The organism is Halomonas sp. Bachu 37 (assembly GCF_039691755.1).
Classification (GTDB): domain Bacteria; phylum Pseudomonadota; class Gammaproteobacteria; order Pseudomonadales; family Halomonadaceae; genus Vreelandella; species Vreelandella kashgarensis.
Genome location: NZ_CP137552.1, coordinates 2,361,739 through 2,379,953 on the forward strand (window position 1 = coordinate 2,361,739; position 18,215 = coordinate 2,379,953).

An 18,215-nucleotide genomic window follows, 5' to 3' on the forward strand; every position below is an offset into this window, starting at 1 on the left:
CAGACCGCCGAGAGAGAGGCCGGTTCCGGGAACCGGCGCGTGTCATCCCGCGATGCTACCGCACAAGGCGGGGCTACAGCACGCCCTGGCTGCGCAGGTAGTCGTCGTAGCTGCCGCTGAAATCGACGATGCCATCGTTACTCATGTCGAGTATCCGCGTCGCCAGCGAGGAGACGAATTCGCGGTCGTGGCTGACGAAGATCAGCGTGCCGGGGTAGTTCTCCAGCGCCAGGTTGAGCGCCTCGATGGATTCCATGTCGAGGTGGTTGGTGGGTTCGTCCATCAGCAGCACGTTGGGCTGGGTCAGCGTCAACTTGCCGAACAGCATGCGGCCCTGCTCGCCGCCGGAAATCACCTTCACCGACTTGCCAATGTCGTCGCTGGAGAACAGCATGCGGCCCAAGGCACCGCGCACCACCTGCTCGCCGCCCTGGGTCCACTGCGCCATCCACTCGAACAGGGTGGCATCGACGGCGAAATCGTCGCCATGCTCCTGGGCGAACATGCCCAGCTCGGCGCTGTCGGTCCATTTCACCGCGCCGGCGTCCGGATGCAGCTCGCCGCCCAGGGTTTTGAGCAGCGTGGTCTTGCCGATGCCGTTGGGGCCGATGATGGCGATCCGCTCGCCGGCCTCCACGGTCATTGAAAAGCGCTCGAACAGCGGCGTGCCGTAGCCCTTGGTGATCGCCTCCACGTTGACCGCATTGCGGTGGATCTTCTTGCCCTGGTCGAAGCGGATGAACGGGCTCACCCGGCTCGACGGTTTGATATCCTCGAGCTTGATCTTGTCGATCTGGCGTGCCCGCGAGGTGGCCTGCTTGGCCTTGGAGGCGTTGGCCGAGAAGCGGCTGACGAACTGCTGCAGCTCGGCGATCTGCGCCTTCTTCTTGGCGTTGTCGGCATGCTGGCGTTCGCGCACGGCGGTGGCGGCGGTCATGTAGTCATCGTAATTGCCGGGGAACAGCGTGATCTCGCCGTAATCCAGGTCCGCCATGTGAGTACACACACTGTTGAGGAAATGGCGGTCGTGGGAAATGATGATCATGGTGCTGCTGCGTGTCTTGAGGATATCCTCCAGCCAGCGGATGGTATTGATATCCAGATGGTTGGTCGGCTCGTCCAGCAGCAGGACATCGGGGTCGGAGAACAGCGCCTGGGCCAGCAGCACCCGTAGCTTCCACCCCGGCGACACCTCGCTCATGGGGCCGAAATGCTGCTCGATGGGAATCCCCAGGCCCAGCAACAGCTCGCCGGCGCGGGCTTCGGCGGTGTAGCCGTCGAGTTCGGCGAAGCGCACTTCCAGGTCGGCGACGGCCATGCCGTCCGCTTCGCTCATTTCCGTCAACGAGTAGATGCGTTCGCGCTCCGCCGCGACCTGCCAAAGCTCGGTATTGCCCATGATCACGGTGTCGATGACGCGCTCGTCTTCAAAGGCGAACTGATCCTGGCGCAGCTTGCCCAGACGGGCGCTGGAATCCACCATCACCTGGCCGGACGTGGGCTCCAGGTCACTGCCGAGGATTTTCATGAAGGTCGACTTGCCGCAGCCGTTCGCGCCGATCAGGCCGTAGCGGTTGCCGTTGCCGAACTTGACGGAGACGTTTTCAAACAGGGGCTTGGCCCCGAACTGCATGGTGATATTGGCGGTCGCGATCACGTAAAAAGGTCCAGTCGAGGTGCAAAGGCACGCAATTCTACGCGCTAACGAGCGCGCATACACCTAGCGGCATGCAGACCATGCCGCTGGGCACCTTGCATGCAGCGCTCGCTGCTACACCAAAGCTGCCAACGCCGCCTCTAGCGACGCCTGCTGACGGCGCTCGTAGAGAGCGATCTCGTCGGTGACCTGGGCGCCGAGTGCCTCCTCGAACTGATCCTGGTTCGACTGGCTGGCGTAGTCGTCGCGTACATTGTCGCCCAGGTTCGACTGGAAGATTCCCGCGGCGCTGACCGGCAGGAAATCCTCGTAGATCATCGGTGTGGCGATCAATGCGCCGGATTCCAGCAATGCTTCCACATCGGTATTCGCCTGGCCGCCCTTGGCGCCGGGTGCCGCGCGGTAATGGAAAAATGCCAGGCCCTGGCGGCGCAGCGTATCGGCGTCATCGGGGAACTCGGCGAACACCTCGCCCAGACGCGCCTGGTGCTGGGCATTGTCAGCCGCCGGCGGAAGTTCGCGGGAGGCGGTCAGCAGACGATCGTAGAGCTTGCGCCCCTCGTTTGTCAGGGCGACGCCGCGCTGTTCGATCTCGCCGAAACGTGCCGTATGATGGCCGCCGGCTTCGTCAGCGAAGAGGATCGGTTCCTCCAGCGCCTTGAAACTGGTCTGGCGCAGCAGGATCGGGCAGTCACGCCGCGGCGGACCTTCGATGATCGCCTTGGGATCGATGCCGTAGTCGGGCATCTTGCGCTGCACCGAATCGATATCCAGGGTTCGCGGCGTAAGGTGGTTGATATGCGGCCCGCGGAAGCACACCACATCGGCGATCAAGCGGTGCTCGCGGCTAAGCGCCTGGTAGGTGGGCAGGTCCACGGTGGCATCCTGGTGCCAGCGAAACGTCTCCAGCGCTTCGCTCACGAATACGTCGGCGTCCGCCTCGTTCAGGCCGCCCTGCTGTTCGCAGCGTTCGATCAATTCCCGGGCGGTGGGGGTGAAGATATCCCGCGCCTGGAGAATATTAGCGGCCCGCTTGCGCAGTTCGTCGCTTTCGATCAATTCCAGGCGCAGCAACGAGGTAAACACGCGAAACGGATTGCGCCGCAACGACTCGTCGTCCACGGGACGGAAGGCGGTGGAGTGAACCGGCACCCCGGCCTCGGAAAGATCGTAATAGCCCACGGGGTACATGCCCATGACCGCAAACAGGCGCCGCAGCATGGCGAGTTCCGTCGGCGTGCCTACCCGAATCGCACCGTGGCGCTCGACACTCAGCCGATCCAGTTCCCCGGCATCGCGCAGCGCCGCCTGCTGCGAGGGATCCTGCGCCAGTACCTCACGGTTCACCGTATCGACCAGCTCCAGCAAAGTGCCGTACTGCGGCACTTCATGGCGGTACATGTCAGACATGGCCTGGGAAAAGCGGTCGCGAATCCGGTCGGGGGAGATAAAGGAAGTCGTCATCGTCGGGGCTCCTGTCATGTCGAGTCAGGCCACACGGCATGCCGCCCTGCGCGCCTGCTCCATTAACTATTGATAGCTACCATGACAGCAGAGCCTCGCGCGCAGCACAAACGAAAAAAACCCGGCTATCCATTCCATTTTTTCTTGCGAAAGCCTTAAATAAGCTCCTAGACAGCGCAAGTAAATTTCGGCCTCGCATTCCATTAGCGAATCCGACTCCCGACAACCCGGAGCTACCCCTTGATGGGACGTCACTTACCCTCTACCAACGCCATGCAGTGTTTCGAGGCGGCCGCCCGGCACTTGAGCTTCACCCGCGCCGCCGAGGAGCTGAACATCACGCAAAGCGCGGTGAGTAAACAGGTGGCGCAACTGGAAACCCAGTTGCAGCACAAGTTGTTTCGCCGCGTGCGCCGGTCGCTGCTGCTGACACCCGAGGGCGCGATCTACCTGAGCGAGGTACGCAAGATCCTGGCGCAGATCGAGATGTCGGCCAATGTGATCATGACCTATAGCGGCCACAGCGAAGTGCTCAAGGTCGCCACGCTGCCCAGTTTCGGCTCCCGCTGGCTGGCCGACAAACTACCGGCGTTCCTCGCCGCCCACCCGCGCATTAGCCTAGAGTTTCATGACAAAGTGGAAGATTTCGACCTGGCACAGGCCGGTTTTGAGGTGGCGTTTTTCCATGGCCATGGCAGCTGGCCCAACCTAGAGTGCCACAAGCTGTTCGACGAGGAGGTGGTGGCCGTCGCCGCTCCGGACCTTCTTGCCGGCGGCAATATCCGTAGCGCCCGAGATATCGGCGAGTTCCCCCTGTTGCATCTTTCCACCCGGCCCGACGCCTGGCACCAGTGGTTCGCGCAGCAGGGCATCGCCTCGGATCGAAGCTATCACGGCAGCCGCTTCGAGACCTTCCATATGCTGGTACGCACCGCCATGGCCGGTGGCGGTATTGCCCTGGTTCCGCGCTTCGTGGTGGAAGAAGAGCTGGCATCGCAGCGCCTGGTCATCGCCTGGAGACATACGCTGGTCAGCGCCAGCGCCTACTATCTGGTGTACCCCGAGCACCTGGGAGAGCTTTCCAAGGTCAAGCAGTTCGTCGAGCACATCCGCCGCTGCGTACCTGCCTAGTGCGGCCGTAGAGAAAGCGCCTAGCTCAGTTGGTGAGGAAACGCTTCCAGGCTATCGACGAAGCACTGTTTCTCCTCGCTGAACCGCTTGGTATCGTGCTTCAGCCGGCGCAGCAGCGCTTTTTCATCGACTTCCAGCGTTGCCTCCAGCTCCGCCACCGAGGTGGCGGGGTGGCGCCCGCCGAGGCCGATTCGCGCCCCCGCCTCCCCGGCAAACCAGCGCGAGATACCGCAGGAACGGAAAAAGTCTTCTTCCGCCGTCGTCTGGGCTTCCACCCGCAGGGGCGCCTTCAGCACGAGATCACTGACCAGACGCTGCTCGGGATTGCAGGTACCGTCGAGCGAGCAGGAAAGACTCAGGGTCATCCCCTCTCCGGCTTCATCGAGTACCAGAAGCGCCAGCGCCAAGGGGCTGCCGATGTTGTCTATCAGCGCCAGCAATCTGGCGCCTTCCTGGGGGAACAGCACTCGCCGGGCACCCACGAACACCAGCAGCGGCTTCAAGCCGGCGCGTTGCCCGTAGACCTCGGCACATAACCGCGCCAGGCAAGCATTGCGCTGTTCGCCATCCTTAACGTGAACCACCTTCATTATTGCTGTTCCTCAATTCTGCTGGGGCAAAACCGGCATGGCACCCTGGAACGACCGGCCTGCACTAAAAAACGCAGACTATCATATTCCCCTTCGACAACGTCCCGCACAAGCGAGTCCCGACCTTTCGCCTTGTGTTAAGAGAACGTATCCTGACGATAACGCTTTCTTTTCTTGGCTTTCGTTAGTCGCTTTTCATAACTGGCGCGGATACTGTTTTCATGAATGAACACGACGCTACTTATCAATGGTATGCCGTACAGTGCAAAGGGGGAGAATCCTTTCGGGCAGAGGATAATCTCGCCAACCAAGGTTTCAACGTCTTTCATCCGATCCTGCGGCGGCAGCGCAAGCGCAACTCCCGGCTTGAATGGATCACGGAACCCCTGTTTCCCTACTATCTTTTTATCGAACTCGACCAGGTCACCAGCAACTGGCGCCCGATTCGCTCCACGCGCGGTGTCCTGAGGCTGTTGAGTTTCGGCAATAATCCCGCCCCCGTACCGTCCGAGCTGATCCAACTGCTGCAAGGGGCCACCATTACCCCCGAGGCACCCGATATCCCCGAGTTCGCGCCCGGTGAAACCATTCATATCGAGGAAGGCCCTTTCGCCGGGCAAGGCGCAACGTTTGTTGAATACCTGGCCAAGCAAAAGAGTGGCGAGGCTCGGGCTATTGTACTGCTGGACTTGCTGAACCGGCCTCAGCGCCTGGAAATATCGCTCGCGCAGTTGCTCAAGAGCTGTAACTGAGCTCGCCGTGTCTTCTTGACCGCGCGCTGCTCATCAGCTGACGCCGGCAAGCGACCTTTTGTCCCAAGTCTCTGACTGGCCGACTGGGAATAATCTGGAGTAAGCTACGCTGAAGGCAACAGCCACAGGAGAGTGATATGCGACGGCGGCCCTTGAGCAGGCTGGTGTATGGCGGCATTGCGTATAGCTGCGTCGGCCTCGGTGCGCTGGGTGTTGTCCTGCCGCTGCTGCCGACCACTCCGTTCATGCTGGTGGCGCTGTGGGCCGCCGGCAAAAGCTCACCGCGCCTGGCCCGCTGGCTTCGCGAGCATCGTCATCTGGGCCCCACTCTTTGCGCCTGGCAGGAGCATCGCGCCATCCCTATCTCTGCCAAACGTCTAGCTTGCGCCACGCTGGCGCTCAGTTGGGTGATCATGGCCGCTCTGGGCATGGCGTTGGGGGTTCTTGTCACTACCGGCACCCTGTTTATCGTGGTCGGCACCTTTATCCTCACGCGCCCCAACGCTCCGGTCTTGCCACCGGAACGGTAGCCACCCCGTAGCCGCAAGCTCACCAGTGGCGTGGATAGCGCCGATGCCGCGCCAGGTTATTGACGAGTATGGCGATCACCAACATCACCGCACTACCCGCTCCAATAGGCATTAACGGATACCACCATCCCAGCTCGTTTACGCTCGGGCCGCCGACGACGGCTATCAATGCCGCCGCCGCCCCCGGCGGGTGAACGGTATGCGTCAGCTGCATGACCAGAATGGAAACCGATACGGCAAGGGAAATGGCCAGCGGCGTGGCTCCCAGGGCTTGGTAACAGGCAACCCCGACCGCTGCCGAGAGTACACTGCCGAACAGGACGTTGCGCGGTTGGGCAAAGGGGCTCTCGGGAGCGGCGTAGATCAGCACCGAGGTAGCGCCGAATGAGCCGACAATCAACAATTGCTGTGTCAGCCAGTGGGCACTCAGCCAGCAGATTGCCGCCATGCCGGTAAACGCGCCTAGCCAGGACCAGGCCGCATCCTGCCAACCCACGGGGTTTCGGCGTATTCGTTCACCACGCATCTTGCCAATATAAGCTTTCATCGTCTGTCTTTTCTGCACAAAATGAGTGCAAATCATGTCAGATTGCACCAAATAAGGAAAATTATAAATATTCATAGAGTTATGAATTATTCGATGGAAAGGCGGGTTTTGTGCTTATACCGGCGGTCTGGGTTAGCAAGCTCTCTTGAGTGGGTCTACGCTTGGTTTACATTGATAGCGTCACCGGGCAATCGATATATAAAAGATACGTTAAACGACCGCTTCGCGAGGGCAAGGAGGCACAATGCAAGCCATCTGGAAGATAGGCGATACCGAGATCGAACACTATCCCGCCCTGGCGGGCAAGAGAGAAGCGGATGTCGTGGTGATCGGCGCGGGTATCACCGGGCTGACCACCGCTCTGCAATTGGCGGAAGACGGCTCCAGAGTGATAGTGCTCGAGGCACTGAGTGTAGGTGAAGGGTGTACGGGTGGTTCCACTGGCAACCTCTATAGTCCGCTGGCCAAGGGCCTCTCCGCCATTCGCAAGAAATGGGGTGATGATGTCAGCCGTGATATCGTCACGTCGCGTATCGAGACGATCGACTTCATCGAAGCCACGATCGAGCGATTCGCTATCGATTGTCAGTTTCACCGCCGGCCGTTGTACCGGCTATTCACCACCGCCGACGAAGTGCAAGCCTACGAACTCGATGAAGAGCGCAAGGCACTGCTCGAGGCGGGGCTGGAAGTCGAGGATATCGAGCAGCACGTACTGCCCTTCTCGCCGCTGCAGGGTTTGAAGATCAACGATCAGGCCCAGTTCAACCCGCTGCTTTACGTGCAGGGCCTGGCCAAGGCCGTCAGCGCGATGGGTGTCACCATCCTCGAGCATAGCCCAGTACGCGACGTGGATTACAAGCAGGGCGTCGTCAAGACCGATACGGCGGCGGTAACGGCTCGCCATATCGTGCATGCTACTCACACTCCCAAGGGCGTCGATCTGTTGCAGACCGGGATGTTGCCATCGCGTGAATACGGCGTCAGTGCCAAACTGAATGGCGAGGCTTATCCGGAAGGCATCTTCTGGATGCTGGACCCCTTTCACTCCTTGCGCAGCTACCGTTATGCCGGTGAGAGCTATTTGATGGTGATCGGTGAAAAGCACAAGACCGGTGAAGGCAAGTACGACTACTACCAGCGCCTGCGCGAATACTTGAGCCAGCACTTCGATGTTCAGGAATTCTGCCATCAGTGGTCAGCCCAGCAATACAGCTCTGCCGATGGTCTACCTTATATCGGCAGGATGCACGCCCGGGACAATGTCTATGTCGCCACGGGCTTCGCCGCCGATGGTCTTACCTGGGGGACCCTGGCCGGAAGAATCATCGCGGACCTGATCCACGGGCGCGACAACACCTGGCATGCGCATTTCGATGCCAGAAGGATCACACCCGCAAAATCCGCGGGTGGATGGGTCAAGGAGAACGCGTCGGTTACCAAGCACCTCGTTCAGGATTACCTGGCCACGGGCAAACTCAAGGAGTTCGCCGAGCTGGCCCCGGGCGAAGCCAAGGTAGCGACCCTGGATGGCGAGAAGCTGGCCATCTACCGCAACGAATCAGGCGAGCTTTCGGTACTTTCAGCCGTCTGCCCCCACATGAAATGCCTGGTGCACTGGAATGCCAACGACACGACATGGGACTGTCCGTGCCACGGCAGCCGCTTCGACACCCGCGGCGATGTAATCGAGGGGCCGGCCTATCACGCGCTGGAACGACGCGATCCCCCCGTGGATTCGTAGCCTTCCGATTCACTCTGGCTGCGCCAATGCCGTGCTCATCGACGCGGCACGATTACGGCTACCGGTGATTCGACTACCGGTGCTTCGACTACCGAGAGTTGCTGGGGCTCGAGGAACGCGGGGCGGGAAACCGGACATCGAACCCCCGGGCATCGAGTTGACGAACTTCGCTGGGGCGGCCCTGGTCGTCGAAGTCTACCAGGCCGATCCCCGAGCCATTCCACAGCCGCTCACCGGCCTTGGCACGGTCCGGATCCCGCGGCGTGATCACCATGCGCCGCCGCTTGGTGAACCAATTGAGCGGTGAACGCGGAGCGAAGAGCCAGCGGTTGGCGCGGTCGAACCAGTCGAGCAAGGTATCGGGAAAGGCGTTCTTGAGGCCGCTGGAAGTGATCTGCCACAGCTTCGGCCCCCCACTGTGATGGCGGATGCGAATGTCGTAGGTAAAGGAGTAGTGGACGTCGCCCGAGAGAATCACGTAGTGATCCGGGGTGCGCGAGTGGCGAAAGATATTGAGCATTACGCTTGCCGCGCCGCGGTGGGCCATCCAGTTCTCGGCGTCTACCAACAGCGGTTTGCCGGCCAGGACGAAGAGCTTCTGGATCGTCTCGATCAGCTTGACCCCGAACATGGGAGCCGGTGACACGATGGTCACCGAGCCCGCATCGAGCATGGCCTGTTGCAGTTCGCTCAAGGCCTCCCAGTCCATCAGTCCCGAAGGATCTCCTGCGTTGCGCTCACTGCGCCATCGTCTTGTGCGCGTATCGAGTACCAGCAACAAGGGGTCGCCCGGAATCCGATATTCCCAGCCCTGAAAACGCAGCAACCGCTGGATATGGGCGTCATGATCCGCCGCCGGCAACCAGCCATCTTGCGCCTGCGCCTGTTGCAACAGGGCGATGATCTCGTCCAGGGGCTCGGCGAGTCGGTCCGGGTCATTGCCCCAACCCTGGCAAAGCAGATACCCCATCAGCGCATTGCCGATGATCCGTCGCGAAAAAGGGTGGTCATAAGCGGTCTGCTCCCAGTCCCGGGTGAGGTTCCAGTCATCGGTGATATCGTGGTCGTCGAAGATCATCAACGACGGCAAGTGCGCCAGTAATCTGGCGACGCATGGCTGTCCCATGGCGAAGCGCTCGATGATCGCCTGTTCCGTTTCGAAAGTTTCAGTATGGGTAGCGTCGAGGGTTGGCGGCGCTATCGTGACCAGGCGCCACGGCTGGGGTGACCACGCCAAGAGGTACATGGCGATGACTTCGGCGAAGGTCATCAGGTGATTGCCGGCATTGACGGAGGTGAACACCGGCTTCTTGACGCCGCCAAAGAAGCGCTCTCGCAGCTTGGTGTTGCCGGTCACCTCCGGCAACAGTTCGTCGCGGCGATAATAGGTGGCATCCGCGGTATACAACGCCTGGCTATGCGGCACCATGGCGCCCTCCAGGGTCTCGTCGAAGAGCCCGAGTTGCTGGATCAGTTCATGGATGGCGACGAGCATGGGACCGGCAACATCGTCGGCATAGATCTGGTCGCCGGTCATCAGCAGCCAGGCAGGCCGTTCGGACGGTGTGTCACGTCGCTGGGCTAGCCACTCATCGGCGCGAACCAACCCGTCGGGACCGTCATAATGCGGTTTGCGGCAGGAGCCGTGCAGAAGACGATGATGGCGCTCGGCGATCACAAAAGACGGACAAGTAGCGCCAGCGTGAAGAAGATGAGGCGCCCAGTCGGCAATGCCCGTCTCGCCCCCTTCCTCATCTTGAATCCTCAGGTCATAGTCGATGCGTACGCCCGTGGGCAAGGGCGTGGCCAGGGAGACATCGATCAGGTGAAACCAGGCATGGCGACCCACGGGGAAGCGTCGGAGCCGTGCCTCGTTCAGCCTCAACTGGCGTACCGGGTGCCCTGCAGGACGCAGCTTCAAATTCAACTCGAGAGGGCGCGAGCCCACCAGCCACAGCAACAGCCGCTCGGGAGATAACCGCCTCAGTAACGGGCCTGCTAACACGTCGGGTAAGGACTGGTGCGCCATGGAGGGAGGCGTCATTGTCGAGTCGACCTACAGTATCAAGAGCCAATCGGTACGGTACCAACACCATAGGCGAATGGCCAACGCCGTTAGTTCGGCCGCTCGGGTGTCGAACTGGCGGTGGCCTGGTCAAACGCCTCGGGATACTGTCGCTTGGCGCGCAGCAGGCGCATGATGGTGATTGCGTTGGTCACGACGATGAGCGCTTCTGCCAGTGTGCCGCCAATCGTGCCGATCAGCAGGTTGTTGAGCATCCACGCCAGGGCGGCCAGTCCCAGGAACACCCGCATGGCGATACCGCGCAACAGAAACATGCCAATGGTACCCAGCAGCATGGCGGTCAAGGGCAGGATATCGATCCAGCTCTGCCAAGTGAGCGTCGCCGCAATACCGCTGGCTACCAGCACGCCCGTCATTACCCGCCGGCTACCCAGATAGCGGCGAGCCAGTACAATGCGCACGATCACCAGTACCGTCAGCGCCGTGGCAGTCCAGCTCGCAAAGAAAGCAAACTGCAGCGCAAACGCCACATTGGCGGAAATCAGCAGCATCAACATGCGGTCGTCGTTTTTGCTAGCAAAGGCGACCAGGCAGATCACCAGCGCCACCAAGCCGCAAACCTGCCCGGCCAGAGCGCCATGGCTCAGGTTGTCCAGCATTGTGCGTTGCCCTCTTTTCGGTCGTTCCGTTACCCATGGTCGCACACCAACGCGCATTCTCGGGTTCGAAATGTTCTGGCTGGTAACCGCACATCAGGAGAGGTCGTGAAGTGCAGAGAGGTCGTGAAGTGCAGAGAGGTCGTGAAATGCGGAGTGATCATGGAAATGCGTCTTGCCGCTGGCTCCCTCGCCCTCTGATCGTAACAGTCGCGATATCATGGCTCCTCTAGCTTTCGGCATCCACCATTCCCATAGGAGAGAATCGATGAGCACAGCGGCACCGCGACATTACGGACGAATCAGTCGTTATCTACATTGGGGGATGGCGGTTGCTTTCGCCTGGCAATTCGCCACAACAGGGGCACGACAATTGGTCAGCGAAAGCGCACTGGATGAACTGCTGTGGGCGACTCACAAGCCGATGGGAGTCCTGTTGATGCTACTGGTCATGATACGAATCATCTGGGCGCTGCTTGACCGAGCCAACCGACCATCCGAGATCAATCGCATGGCAACGCTCGGCCACCTGTCGCTCTACCTGTTGATGTTCGCCGTGCCCGCGCTGGCCCTGCTGCGTCAATATGGCTCCGGACGGGCATTCTCTCCGCTTGGCATTCCCCTGATGCCCGGCTTCGAAGGTGACGAAATCGAGTGGATGACCTCGCTCGGCAGTCTACTGCATGGTTTTCTCGGCTGGACACTGCTGGTACTGGTGATCGGACATATCGTCATGACTGTGTGGCACCGCCGTACCGGCGACCACGATGTAATGGAGCGTATGTTGGTGAAGTAACGTTCAGGTCTCGACAGCCACTCCTCTTCGCCCCTCAAGAACACGCGACTGGCACCGCCATCAGTCGCGTTATCAACATTCTATTAACTCACCCGACTTAGGTTTGTCACGGGCAGAATCCCTGCTAGCTTTAAATTACCGCATGCGCTTACTGCGGGTAATTCTCATCAACCGAGACGGAGTAGAACATGGTCATTAAAGATGCCAAAGAACTTTTCGTTCGTCTTTTGTCCGAGACGAACAGTGCCGAAAAGCAAATGACGCGCGCGCTCCCCAAGATGGCTCGTGCGGCGGATGATCCCAAGCTGGTCGATGCCTACAAGCATCACCTCGAGGAGACGCAGGAGCAGGTGGAAAGGCTCGAGCAGGCGGCCGACAGCGTACCCGATATTCGCATCAAGCGGCTCAAGTGCTATGCCATGGAGAGCTTGATCGAGGAAGCGCAAGAGCTGATCGAGGCGACCGAAAAAGGTCCCGTGCGCGATGCCGGCCTGATTGGCGCCGCCCAGAAGGTGGAGCATTACGAGATCGCCACCTACGGCACACTGTGTTCTCTAGCCGAACAGTTAGGCTACACCAAGGCCAAGAATATCCTGGCGGAAACCCTCAAGGAGGAAAAATCCACCGATGAAAAACTGTCCACCTTGGCCATGGAAAACGTCAACAAGAAAGCCGGTTGAGCTTGCTTGACGGAGTTGTGATGGATGCATGGATCGCATTGCAGATAGTCGAGAGTTAGCAGTAAGCACAAGATAGCGAGCCAGCATTGAAACCTTACCTATCAGACTCGCAAGCGAGTTCTACCACAATGTTTAGGGTGGGCTTCAACTAACCGGCCCACCCTGATGAACAACAATACATTATAAATAATCCCAGCCTAATCTCGGCAATAATTCAACTTCCTCACTCTCCGTTTATTACCCATACCATCAAACATTCCAATTAAATAACTGGCCCACCTAATTCAACAAAGCTCATCATTTCAATATAGGTATATGACAACCTTGGTATTGCCTTTATATTTTTTTGCACTGTAATGAAAAATATAAATACGGTCAGCCATCATCGGGTCAACAAGATTACTGTCGATAACATCAAGGAGGGCTTGCGATGCGCACTGTGGCTTTATTTACACTCTTCTTCTCATTGCCTGTCGTCGCGGCCGAAAATGATTGGCTTTTTGGGAGTTGGAAAATAACGGATGTCAGATTCCCGGGGATTACCGCCATGACGGAGCAGGAAGCTGACGAGTGGATCGGTCATACCATTCACTACAACGAGGATTCCGCCAGCCGCAATGGCCAAGTCTGCACAGACCCCACATATACTATGGACACGATTTCCGCTCACGATTTCGCATCGATGAACAGAGTCTCTTTCGAAATGCTGGCATTAACAGTGCAGAAGTGGATGTGGCCGACATTTCCTGCCCTTCAGGATGGGAAGGGCCTGGAACCAGCTTGATAAAGAGCGATGACGCTAGTGGTTTTACTGTATGGGATGGCGCCTATTTCAAGGTGGAAAGGCAAGGCCAATGATAACGATCCGACTCACACCCCTATCGTCCCTCCATCGCGCTTCTGGATGACCACGGTAGCCGCCCTGGGGCGTACCGGGCCGCTAGCGGCAACCGTCGCATCCTGTATCGGCGCATTGGCACCCGCTGACCAGTTGCCAGGACGTTGAATAAGTTGGCTTTCACGCCAGCGGATAATGATATGTCCCGCCTCGTTGTTGGCCCGGGGGTTGGCGGCGTTGGCCGGTGCCGTTGCATAACCGTCCCCCGGGCTGGGCAATGTCATCGCCGTGATTGCTGAAGGTCGGTACTGCGCCCTCTTCACTGCGCTACGTATTGTTCGTCAGTGTTGGATAAACATCACCCGATGCAGGATCGACGGTGGCCCACTAGGGTCGGTCCTGAGATGATTCGCATACAACAAAGCCCACGATACTTTCGTGGGCTTTGAGGGTACCGAAAAACGATAAGATCGGAGTCTTGCAGACGTGTCACCCCGTCATTCTACCCGAGAGCTTGTCCCGCAGGCGGTCGACCATGCCCACGCCAGCACCGACACTCTTGTGGAAGAGCTCGGAATGCGGCGCACTGGGATGGGGGCGGGTCGGCGCCAGTTTCTTGGCATTCTGGACCTTGTTGCCCATGTCGACGAGTTTATCGCCAGGAATATGCGCACGTAGCTTGGGGAACTGATCGGACTCCTCGTCGTCGGCGTGGTGGTTCAATAATTCACCAAGCTTGCCCACTCGTTCCATGAAAACCGGCTCGGAGGCATCGGCATCTTCTAGCTGCTGCATGACCTGGACGATCTCATCATGCTCCTTCTTGTCGTGCTCGACCTCTTCGCTGCCGTTCGGCACGTGCTTTTCGATCACCGGATAGACAAACATCTCTTCAGCGACCGAATGGCGCATCACCTCCGCTATCAGCATATCCGCCGAATCTCTGCGCCTTTCGGCATCGTTTGTGCTCTTGATCTGGTCGATCAGTTCCATCATCTCCCGATGGTCGGTAGTCAGAATGTCGACGACATCTGCTGTGGATCCGCTAGTGCTGTGCATCGTCATGGGTCTCCCTCCTCTGGATTGTGACGCCTACCGCAGTAGGTAACCTCAACATAGTTGCTCACGGCGGTAAGGTCCAAACCTGGAGCTTTATCGCTGATCGTCGATCGGTTCGGTTCGGCGCGCCTAGCCCCCGCCGAACATCCCCACCATGTTCAACAGATAGAGAACGGCGAAGCCGAGATAGAAAAGCCCGGCGAGCCCCATGGTTACCGTCGCGGCCATTCCCGGGCGAAGGCTCTCGGGCAGCCGTGACCGGTTCACGTATAACGCGGTCAGCGCAATGAATGGCGTGTGGGCGGCGGCGATGATACCCGAGGCCGACATCACCTGAACGGGATCGCTGAACAGCAGCAGGATGATCACCGGTAACAGCCCGGTCACGGTGACGATGAAGAGGCGCTTGAGCCAGCGGCGCTCGAGCAACGGCCACGGCAGCTTCCGGTCGAGGGCATCCAGGCCCTTGATCAGCGCCCCGCCACCGTCGTGAGCATCGCGCTGGCTTCGGGTAAGTATCAAGGCCATGTCGGCGAAGCTGCGCCCCCAGCCGTCCTGATTGGCCAGGATGCTGCCGCCGAGTGCGATCACGATCGCCGTCAGCAGCAGGTATCTGCCGAACTCGCCCCACACCTCGGAGAAGATATTGGTGAGATCCACCGCGACCTCGGGGCCTTCTGGCATGATGCCTTCCGGGGCGAGAAGCTCGGACCCCAGCACCAGAAAGGAGAAGATCACCACCAGGCCACCGACGACCCCCAAGGCAGCGGTTCGGGACATGATCCGTATCCAGCCATGGGCGTTGGCCAGTCGCTTATCCAGAGAGGCGCTCTCGGTCCCCTCGAGTTCCTTGCGCGACGACTCCGGCACTTGATCCCCGGTCTTGTGCTTCTGCAAACCGCCGCCAAAACCGCGGGTGGCGGTCCAGTAACCGAACCAGACGATACCCATGGAGCCGGCGAGAATAGTCCCCACCCACGGCAGGATGATGTAAAGGTCGGGGTCGTCCGGCCAGCCAGGCATCAGCCCCTGGGCGACATCCTGCGGCGCGGGAAAGACGATGGCCGCCGTGACGATGGCCATCACCATCAGGGCCAGCGCCATCAATCGGCTCAGCGTCTCGATCAGCGAGTAGCGGCCGGTGGCGGTGAAAACCGTGGAGAAGACCACCATACCAATGGCATAGGCGGTATTGCTGCCAGGCAGGAATTCGCCCAGGGCGCTGCCCACCACAGCGGCCAGCCCGGCGATACCGATCGCCGCCGCGAACAATTGGGGCACGAAGATGATCCATACCGCCCAGTCTCGCGGGCCTTCCAGAGTGTGCATTCCCTCCAGCATGGTGTCGCCGCTGACGATGGAGTAGCGGGCCATCTCGCGAATCATTACCCACATGAACAGCACAACGACGAGCAGGACCCAGAGCAGTTGGTACTCGTAGGCGGAGGCCACACGCGGAGTGAAGAGAATCGAACCTGTCCCCACAGCCGACAGCATCCACAGCAGGCCAGGGCCGTACCACTTGAATCGACCGCGTCCTTGAGGGGGTGAAGGTACCTTGTCACGAAAATGAGCGTCCTGCTTCTGTTTCGTCCCTGACACGTCTCCTCCTTATTTTCAGCCACTAGGAACTCATCAAGGTAGCAGCTAAACCCACCGCTGGGCCAAGAGACACGCTTACACGTCTTTTATCGTTAACTGCAATGCGGTACCAGACAGGCAGCGGCTGGTAAATCAGAGCCGATTTAACGCGACTCTGCCACTTGCCAGCAATAAAAAAGAGGCGCTGAAAAGCGCCTCCTGGGTCAGTCTAAAACTGTATCAATCTAAAGCTGTGTCAATCCAAACACGGGGTCATCTAAACCCTACTGCCTTCAGGATTCAGACAACCACTTTTGGACGACATCCTGGTTCTCTTCGACCCACTTCTTGGCGTTCTCGTAGGGGTCGGCATCCTCTTCTTGATTCATGAGCATGACTTCCCCCATCTGTTCGGGAGACCATTCGAAGTTGTCGAGAATCGCATAGGCTTCGGGCATATCTTCTTCCAGGCCCTGGCGTGTCACGGTGTGGATCTGCTCGGCCCCACCATAGACATTCTCGGGATCATCCAGGTAGCGAAGATCCCAGCGGGCAAACATCCAATGCGGCGTCCATCCGGTAACGACGACTTCTTCCTCGTTAGTGATGGCACTGGATAATGCTGCGGTCATGGTCGCACCACTTCCGCTGCGCAGGTTGATATCGAGATCGTAGGCTTCGATCACGTCTTCGGTCAGACCCATCAAGCCAGCGCCCGGGTCAATACCAATGATCTGGTTGCCGAGCGCATCGGCATGGTCGTTGATGTCGCTGATCGTTTCGAGCTCGGAATAATCGGGAACCACCAGGCCAAGCTTGGTGCCATCAAGATTCGGACCCAGATCCTCGACACTCTCGCCCACCCGATCCATGTAATCCTGGTGAGTCGTAGGTAGCCAGGCTGCTACCATCGCATCAGCATCGCCACTGGCCACGGCCTGCCACATCGCGGCGGCCGACAGCGCAGTCATTTCGACCTCATAACCCTGCTGCTCCAATGCGGCACGGACTACATTGGTCGAGGCCACTTCCGAAGACCACTCGACATAGGCCAGATGAACAGTACCTTTATCCTGGGCTTGCGCCGTCGCTGCCGTAAGGCCGACGGCCAAAGCCAGCGTCGAAAACTGCATGGATTTTTTAATCATCAGGCATACCTTTTCAACGAATTGTTGTTCAATCATGCATCCGCATACCATCGGTTGCAACCGGCCCCTTCGTTTACGGTTAGGCAATTCACCCACCATTGTGTGGCTAAATAGCGCGCCTAAAGCACAGCTAGATAGTGCCAGAATACCAAGCGGGTATTTGGGCTCAGGCAGCGCTGGCCCTTTCCAGGTGAAGGTAAAGAGGATCGAAATCGCCAGCCTCCTTCAGCTTCTCCCAGTCGGGGAAGGTCACCTGGGCTCCCTGGGTCTGGATCAGACCATCGGCACGCAGCGCCTGGAACACCCGGTTCATGTGTACCGACGTGATGCCAGTCGCATCCGCCAGATCCGCCTGGGTAATCGGCAGCTCGAAGGTGTTGTCATCAACCAGCCCCACCGCTTTCAGGCGCATCAGCAGCTCGCAGAAAAGGTGGGCCATACGGGGATAGGCGTCGCGCTGCCCGACGCTGAGCAGCCACTCCCTATAGACCGAGGCGTCTACCAGTGTCTCGCGCCAGAAGGCTATGCCGATACGAGGGTAGCGCTCGCATAGATCGCGCAGGTTCTCGTGCTGGATGAACCCGACCGTGCAGGGGCTGATCGAGGCAATACTCATATCCATGACGTTCAGATGCAGGCTTTGCAGATCCGGAATATCGCCGGGCACGTGCAGGGTCATGATCTGGCGCTTGCCCTCTGACGTCAGCTTGTAGACACAGGTAAAACCTGCCAGGACCAGACAACTTTGCGTCGGATGATCGCCGATACGCACGATGTCCTGACCGGACTTAAGGTCGACAACTTGAATTGGCAATTCCTCGATGGCCTGCTTCTCCTCGTCGGCAAGAGAGAAGATGCTTTCCAACTTATGGATCATCAAGGTGCCCGGTGAGTTAAAACTTACGGCCATTCTTAAGCTCCACTTCAGAATTCGAGGCAGGAATGAAGCCTCTTGCCGCATGTCTCTGCTCGCTTGTTTGAACCATATTCGATTGCAGGCGTGGAGTATGGTTCAC

General features: G+C 59.1%; 18 protein-coding genes. 7 read left to right on the top strand and 11 right to left on the bottom strand.

The features are described from left to right. Positions 1 to 73: 73 nt before the first annotated feature. Positions 74 to 1,657: an ABC-F family ATPase gene (locus R5M92_RS10890; RefSeq protein WP_346795960.1), complete on the bottom strand. Its 1,584-nt coding sequence runs from the start codon at positions 1,655 to 1,657 to the stop codon at positions 74 to 76. Positions 1,658 to 1,771: 114 nt separating this feature from the next. Then, complete coding sequence (locus R5M92_RS10895; RefSeq protein ID WP_346795962.1) at positions 1,772 to 3,121, bottom strand: VOC family protein; 1,350 nt, start codon at positions 3,119 to 3,121, stop codon at positions 1,772 to 1,774. A 240-nt stretch (positions 3,122 to 3,361) separates the two neighbouring features. On the opposite strand from R5M92_RS10895, the gene R5M92_RS10900 reads away from it, so the two are divergent. Next, on the top strand, positions 3,362 to 4,252 hold the full coding sequence (locus R5M92_RS10900; protein WP_346795963.1) for a LysR substrate-binding domain-containing protein: 891 nt from the start codon (positions 3,362 to 3,364) through the stop codon (positions 4,250 to 4,252). A gap of 20 nt (positions 4,253 to 4,272) precedes the next feature. On the opposite strand, the gene R5M92_RS10905 is transcribed toward R5M92_RS10900, so the two are convergent. Then, positions 4,273 to 4,842, bottom strand: coding sequence for a hypothetical protein (locus R5M92_RS10905; RefSeq protein ID WP_346795965.1), 570 nt, complete (start codon positions 4,840 to 4,842; stop codon positions 4,273 to 4,275). Between the two features lie 221 nt (positions 4,843 to 5,063). Between R5M92_RS10905 and nusG the strand changes: the two genes are divergently transcribed. Further along, positions 5,064 to 5,594: a transcription termination/antitermination protein NusG gene (nusG, locus tag R5M92_RS10910; protein WP_346795967.1), complete on the top strand. Its 531-nt coding sequence runs from the start codon at positions 5,064 to 5,066 to the stop codon at positions 5,592 to 5,594. 137 nt (positions 5,595 to 5,731) lie between these two features. After that, complete coding sequence (locus tag R5M92_RS10915) at positions 5,732 to 6,124, top strand: YbaN family protein (RefSeq protein WP_346795969.1); 393 nt, start codon at positions 5,732 to 5,734, stop codon at positions 6,122 to 6,124. Between the two features lie 19 nt (positions 6,125 to 6,143). Here the strand turns inward: R5M92_RS10915 and R5M92_RS10920 are convergent, their stop codons facing one another. Next, positions 6,144 to 6,671 (bottom strand): HPP family protein, encoded by a 528-nt coding sequence (locus R5M92_RS10920; protein ID WP_346795970.1) that lies wholly within the window; start codon positions 6,669 to 6,671, stop codon positions 6,144 to 6,146. A 244-nt stretch (positions 6,672 to 6,915) separates the two neighbouring features. Between R5M92_RS10920 and R5M92_RS10925 the strand changes: the two genes are divergently transcribed. After that, positions 6,916 to 8,415, top strand: a complete 1,500-nt coding sequence (locus R5M92_RS10925) for an FAD-dependent oxidoreductase (RefSeq protein ID WP_346795971.1) — start codon at positions 6,916 to 6,918, stop codon at positions 8,413 to 8,415. Between the two features lie 88 nt (positions 8,416 to 8,503). Here the strand turns inward: R5M92_RS10925 and R5M92_RS10930 are convergent, their stop codons facing one another. Together R5M92_RS10930 and R5M92_RS10935 are read right to left on the bottom strand one after the other, a co-directional pair. Further along, entirely contained in the window at positions 8,504 to 10,459 is a 1,956-nt protein-coding gene (locus R5M92_RS10930; protein ID WP_346795972.1) for an alkaline phosphatase family protein, read from the bottom strand. A 71-nt stretch (positions 10,460 to 10,530) separates the two neighbouring features. Next, entirely contained in the window at positions 10,531 to 11,100 is a 570-nt protein-coding gene (locus R5M92_RS10935; RefSeq protein ID WP_346795974.1) for a YgjV family protein, read from the bottom strand. Positions 11,101 to 11,365: 265 nt separating this feature from the next. Between R5M92_RS10935 and R5M92_RS10940 the strand changes: the two genes are divergently transcribed. The 3 genes from R5M92_RS10940 to R5M92_RS10950 all read left to right on the top strand — a co-directional run bounded on the left by R5M92_RS10940 (position 11,366) and on the right by R5M92_RS10950 (position 13,357). After that, positions 11,366 to 11,893: a cytochrome b gene (locus tag R5M92_RS10940; RefSeq protein WP_346795975.1), complete on the top strand. Its 528-nt coding sequence runs from the start codon at positions 11,366 to 11,368 to the stop codon at positions 11,891 to 11,893. Between the two features lie 257 nt (positions 11,894 to 12,150). Beyond that, positions 12,151 to 12,573: a ferritin-like domain-containing protein gene (locus R5M92_RS10945; protein WP_417338764.1), complete on the top strand. Its 423-nt coding sequence runs from the start codon at positions 12,151 to 12,153 to the stop codon at positions 12,571 to 12,573. Positions 12,574 to 13,003: 430 nt separating this feature from the next. Continuing rightward, positions 13,004 to 13,357: a hypothetical protein gene (locus tag R5M92_RS10950; protein WP_346795979.1), complete on the top strand. Its 354-nt coding sequence runs from the start codon at positions 13,004 to 13,006 to the stop codon at positions 13,355 to 13,357. Between the two features lie 86 nt (positions 13,358 to 13,443). Here the strand turns inward: R5M92_RS10950 and R5M92_RS10955 are convergent, their stop codons facing one another. From R5M92_RS10955 to R5M92_RS10975, 5 genes are all read right to left on the bottom strand, one after another. Continuing rightward, entirely contained in the window at positions 13,444 to 13,695 is a 252-nt protein-coding gene (locus R5M92_RS10955) for a hypothetical protein (RefSeq protein ID WP_346795981.1), read from the bottom strand. Positions 13,696 to 13,900: 205 nt separating this feature from the next. Further along, complete coding sequence (locus R5M92_RS10960; RefSeq protein WP_346795982.1) at positions 13,901 to 14,476, bottom strand: hemerythrin domain-containing protein; 576 nt, start codon at positions 14,474 to 14,476, stop codon at positions 13,901 to 13,903. 123 nt (positions 14,477 to 14,599) lie between these two features. Then, positions 14,600 to 16,072, bottom strand: coding sequence for an Nramp family divalent metal transporter (locus R5M92_RS10965; RefSeq protein ID WP_346795983.1), 1,473 nt, complete (start codon positions 16,070 to 16,072; stop codon positions 14,600 to 14,602). A 272-nt stretch (positions 16,073 to 16,344) separates the two neighbouring features. After that, the gene (locus tag R5M92_RS10970; protein ID WP_346799347.1) at positions 16,345 to 17,184 is read right to left on the bottom strand and encodes a glycine betaine ABC transporter substrate-binding protein; all 840 of its coding nucleotides are present in this window, start codon (positions 17,182 to 17,184) and stop codon (positions 16,345 to 16,347) included. A gap of 181 nt (positions 17,185 to 17,365) precedes the next feature. Beyond that, entirely contained in the window at positions 17,366 to 18,109 is a 744-nt protein-coding gene (locus R5M92_RS10975) for a Crp/Fnr family transcriptional regulator (protein WP_346795984.1), read from the bottom strand. Positions 18,110 to 18,215 lie beyond the last annotated feature (106 nt).

Coding starts and splice junctions, on each gene's coding strand:
- R5M92_RS10930 (WP_346795972.1), bottom strand. CDS start 10,459: ATGACGCCTCCCTCCATGGCGCACCAGTCCTTACCCGACGTGTTAGCA.
- R5M92_RS10960 (WP_346795982.1), bottom strand. CDS start 14,476: ATGACGATGCACAGCACTAGCGGATCCACAGCAGATGTCGTCGACATT.
- R5M92_RS10920 (WP_346795970.1), bottom strand. CDS start 6,671: ATGAAAGCTTATATTGGCAAGATGCGTGGTGAACGAATACGCCGAAAC.
- R5M92_RS10895 (WP_346795962.1), bottom strand. CDS start 3,121: ATGACGACTTCCTTTATCTCCCCCGACCGGATTCGCGACCGCTTTTCC.
- R5M92_RS10970 (WP_346799347.1), bottom strand. CDS start 17,184: ATGCAGTTTTCGACGCTGGCTTTGGCCGTCGGCCTTACGGCAGCGACG.
- R5M92_RS10915 (WP_346795969.1), top strand. CDS start 5,732: ATGCGACGGCGGCCCTTGAGCAGGCTGGTGTATGGCGGCATTGCGTAT.
- R5M92_RS10925 (WP_346795971.1), top strand. CDS start 6,916: ATGCAAGCCATCTGGAAGATAGGCGATACCGAGATCGAACACTATCCC.
- R5M92_RS10945 (WP_417338764.1), top strand. CDS start 12,151: ATGACGCGCGCGCTCCCCAAGATGGCTCGTGCGGCGGATGATCCCAAG.
- R5M92_RS10975 (WP_346795984.1), bottom strand. CDS start 18,109: ATGGCCGTAAGTTTTAACTCACCGGGCACCTTGATGATCCATAAGTTG.
- R5M92_RS10955 (WP_346795981.1), bottom strand. CDS start 13,695: ATGACATTGCCCAGCCCGGGGGACGGTTATGCAACGGCACCGGCCAAC.
- R5M92_RS10950 (WP_346795979.1), top strand. CDS start 13,004: ATGCGCACTGTGGCTTTATTTACACTCTTCTTCTCATTGCCTGTCGTC.
- R5M92_RS10935 (WP_346795974.1), bottom strand. CDS start 11,100: ATGCTGGACAACCTGAGCCATGGCGCTCTGGCCGGGCAGGTTTGCGGC.
- nusG (WP_346795967.1), top strand. CDS start 5,064: ATGAATGAACACGACGCTACTTATCAATGGTATGCCGTACAGTGCAAA.
- R5M92_RS10940 (WP_346795975.1), top strand. CDS start 11,366: ATGAGCACAGCGGCACCGCGACATTACGGACGAATCAGTCGTTATCTA.
- R5M92_RS10905 (WP_346795965.1), bottom strand. CDS start 4,842: ATGAAGGTGGTTCACGTTAAGGATGGCGAACAGCGCAATGCTTGCCTG.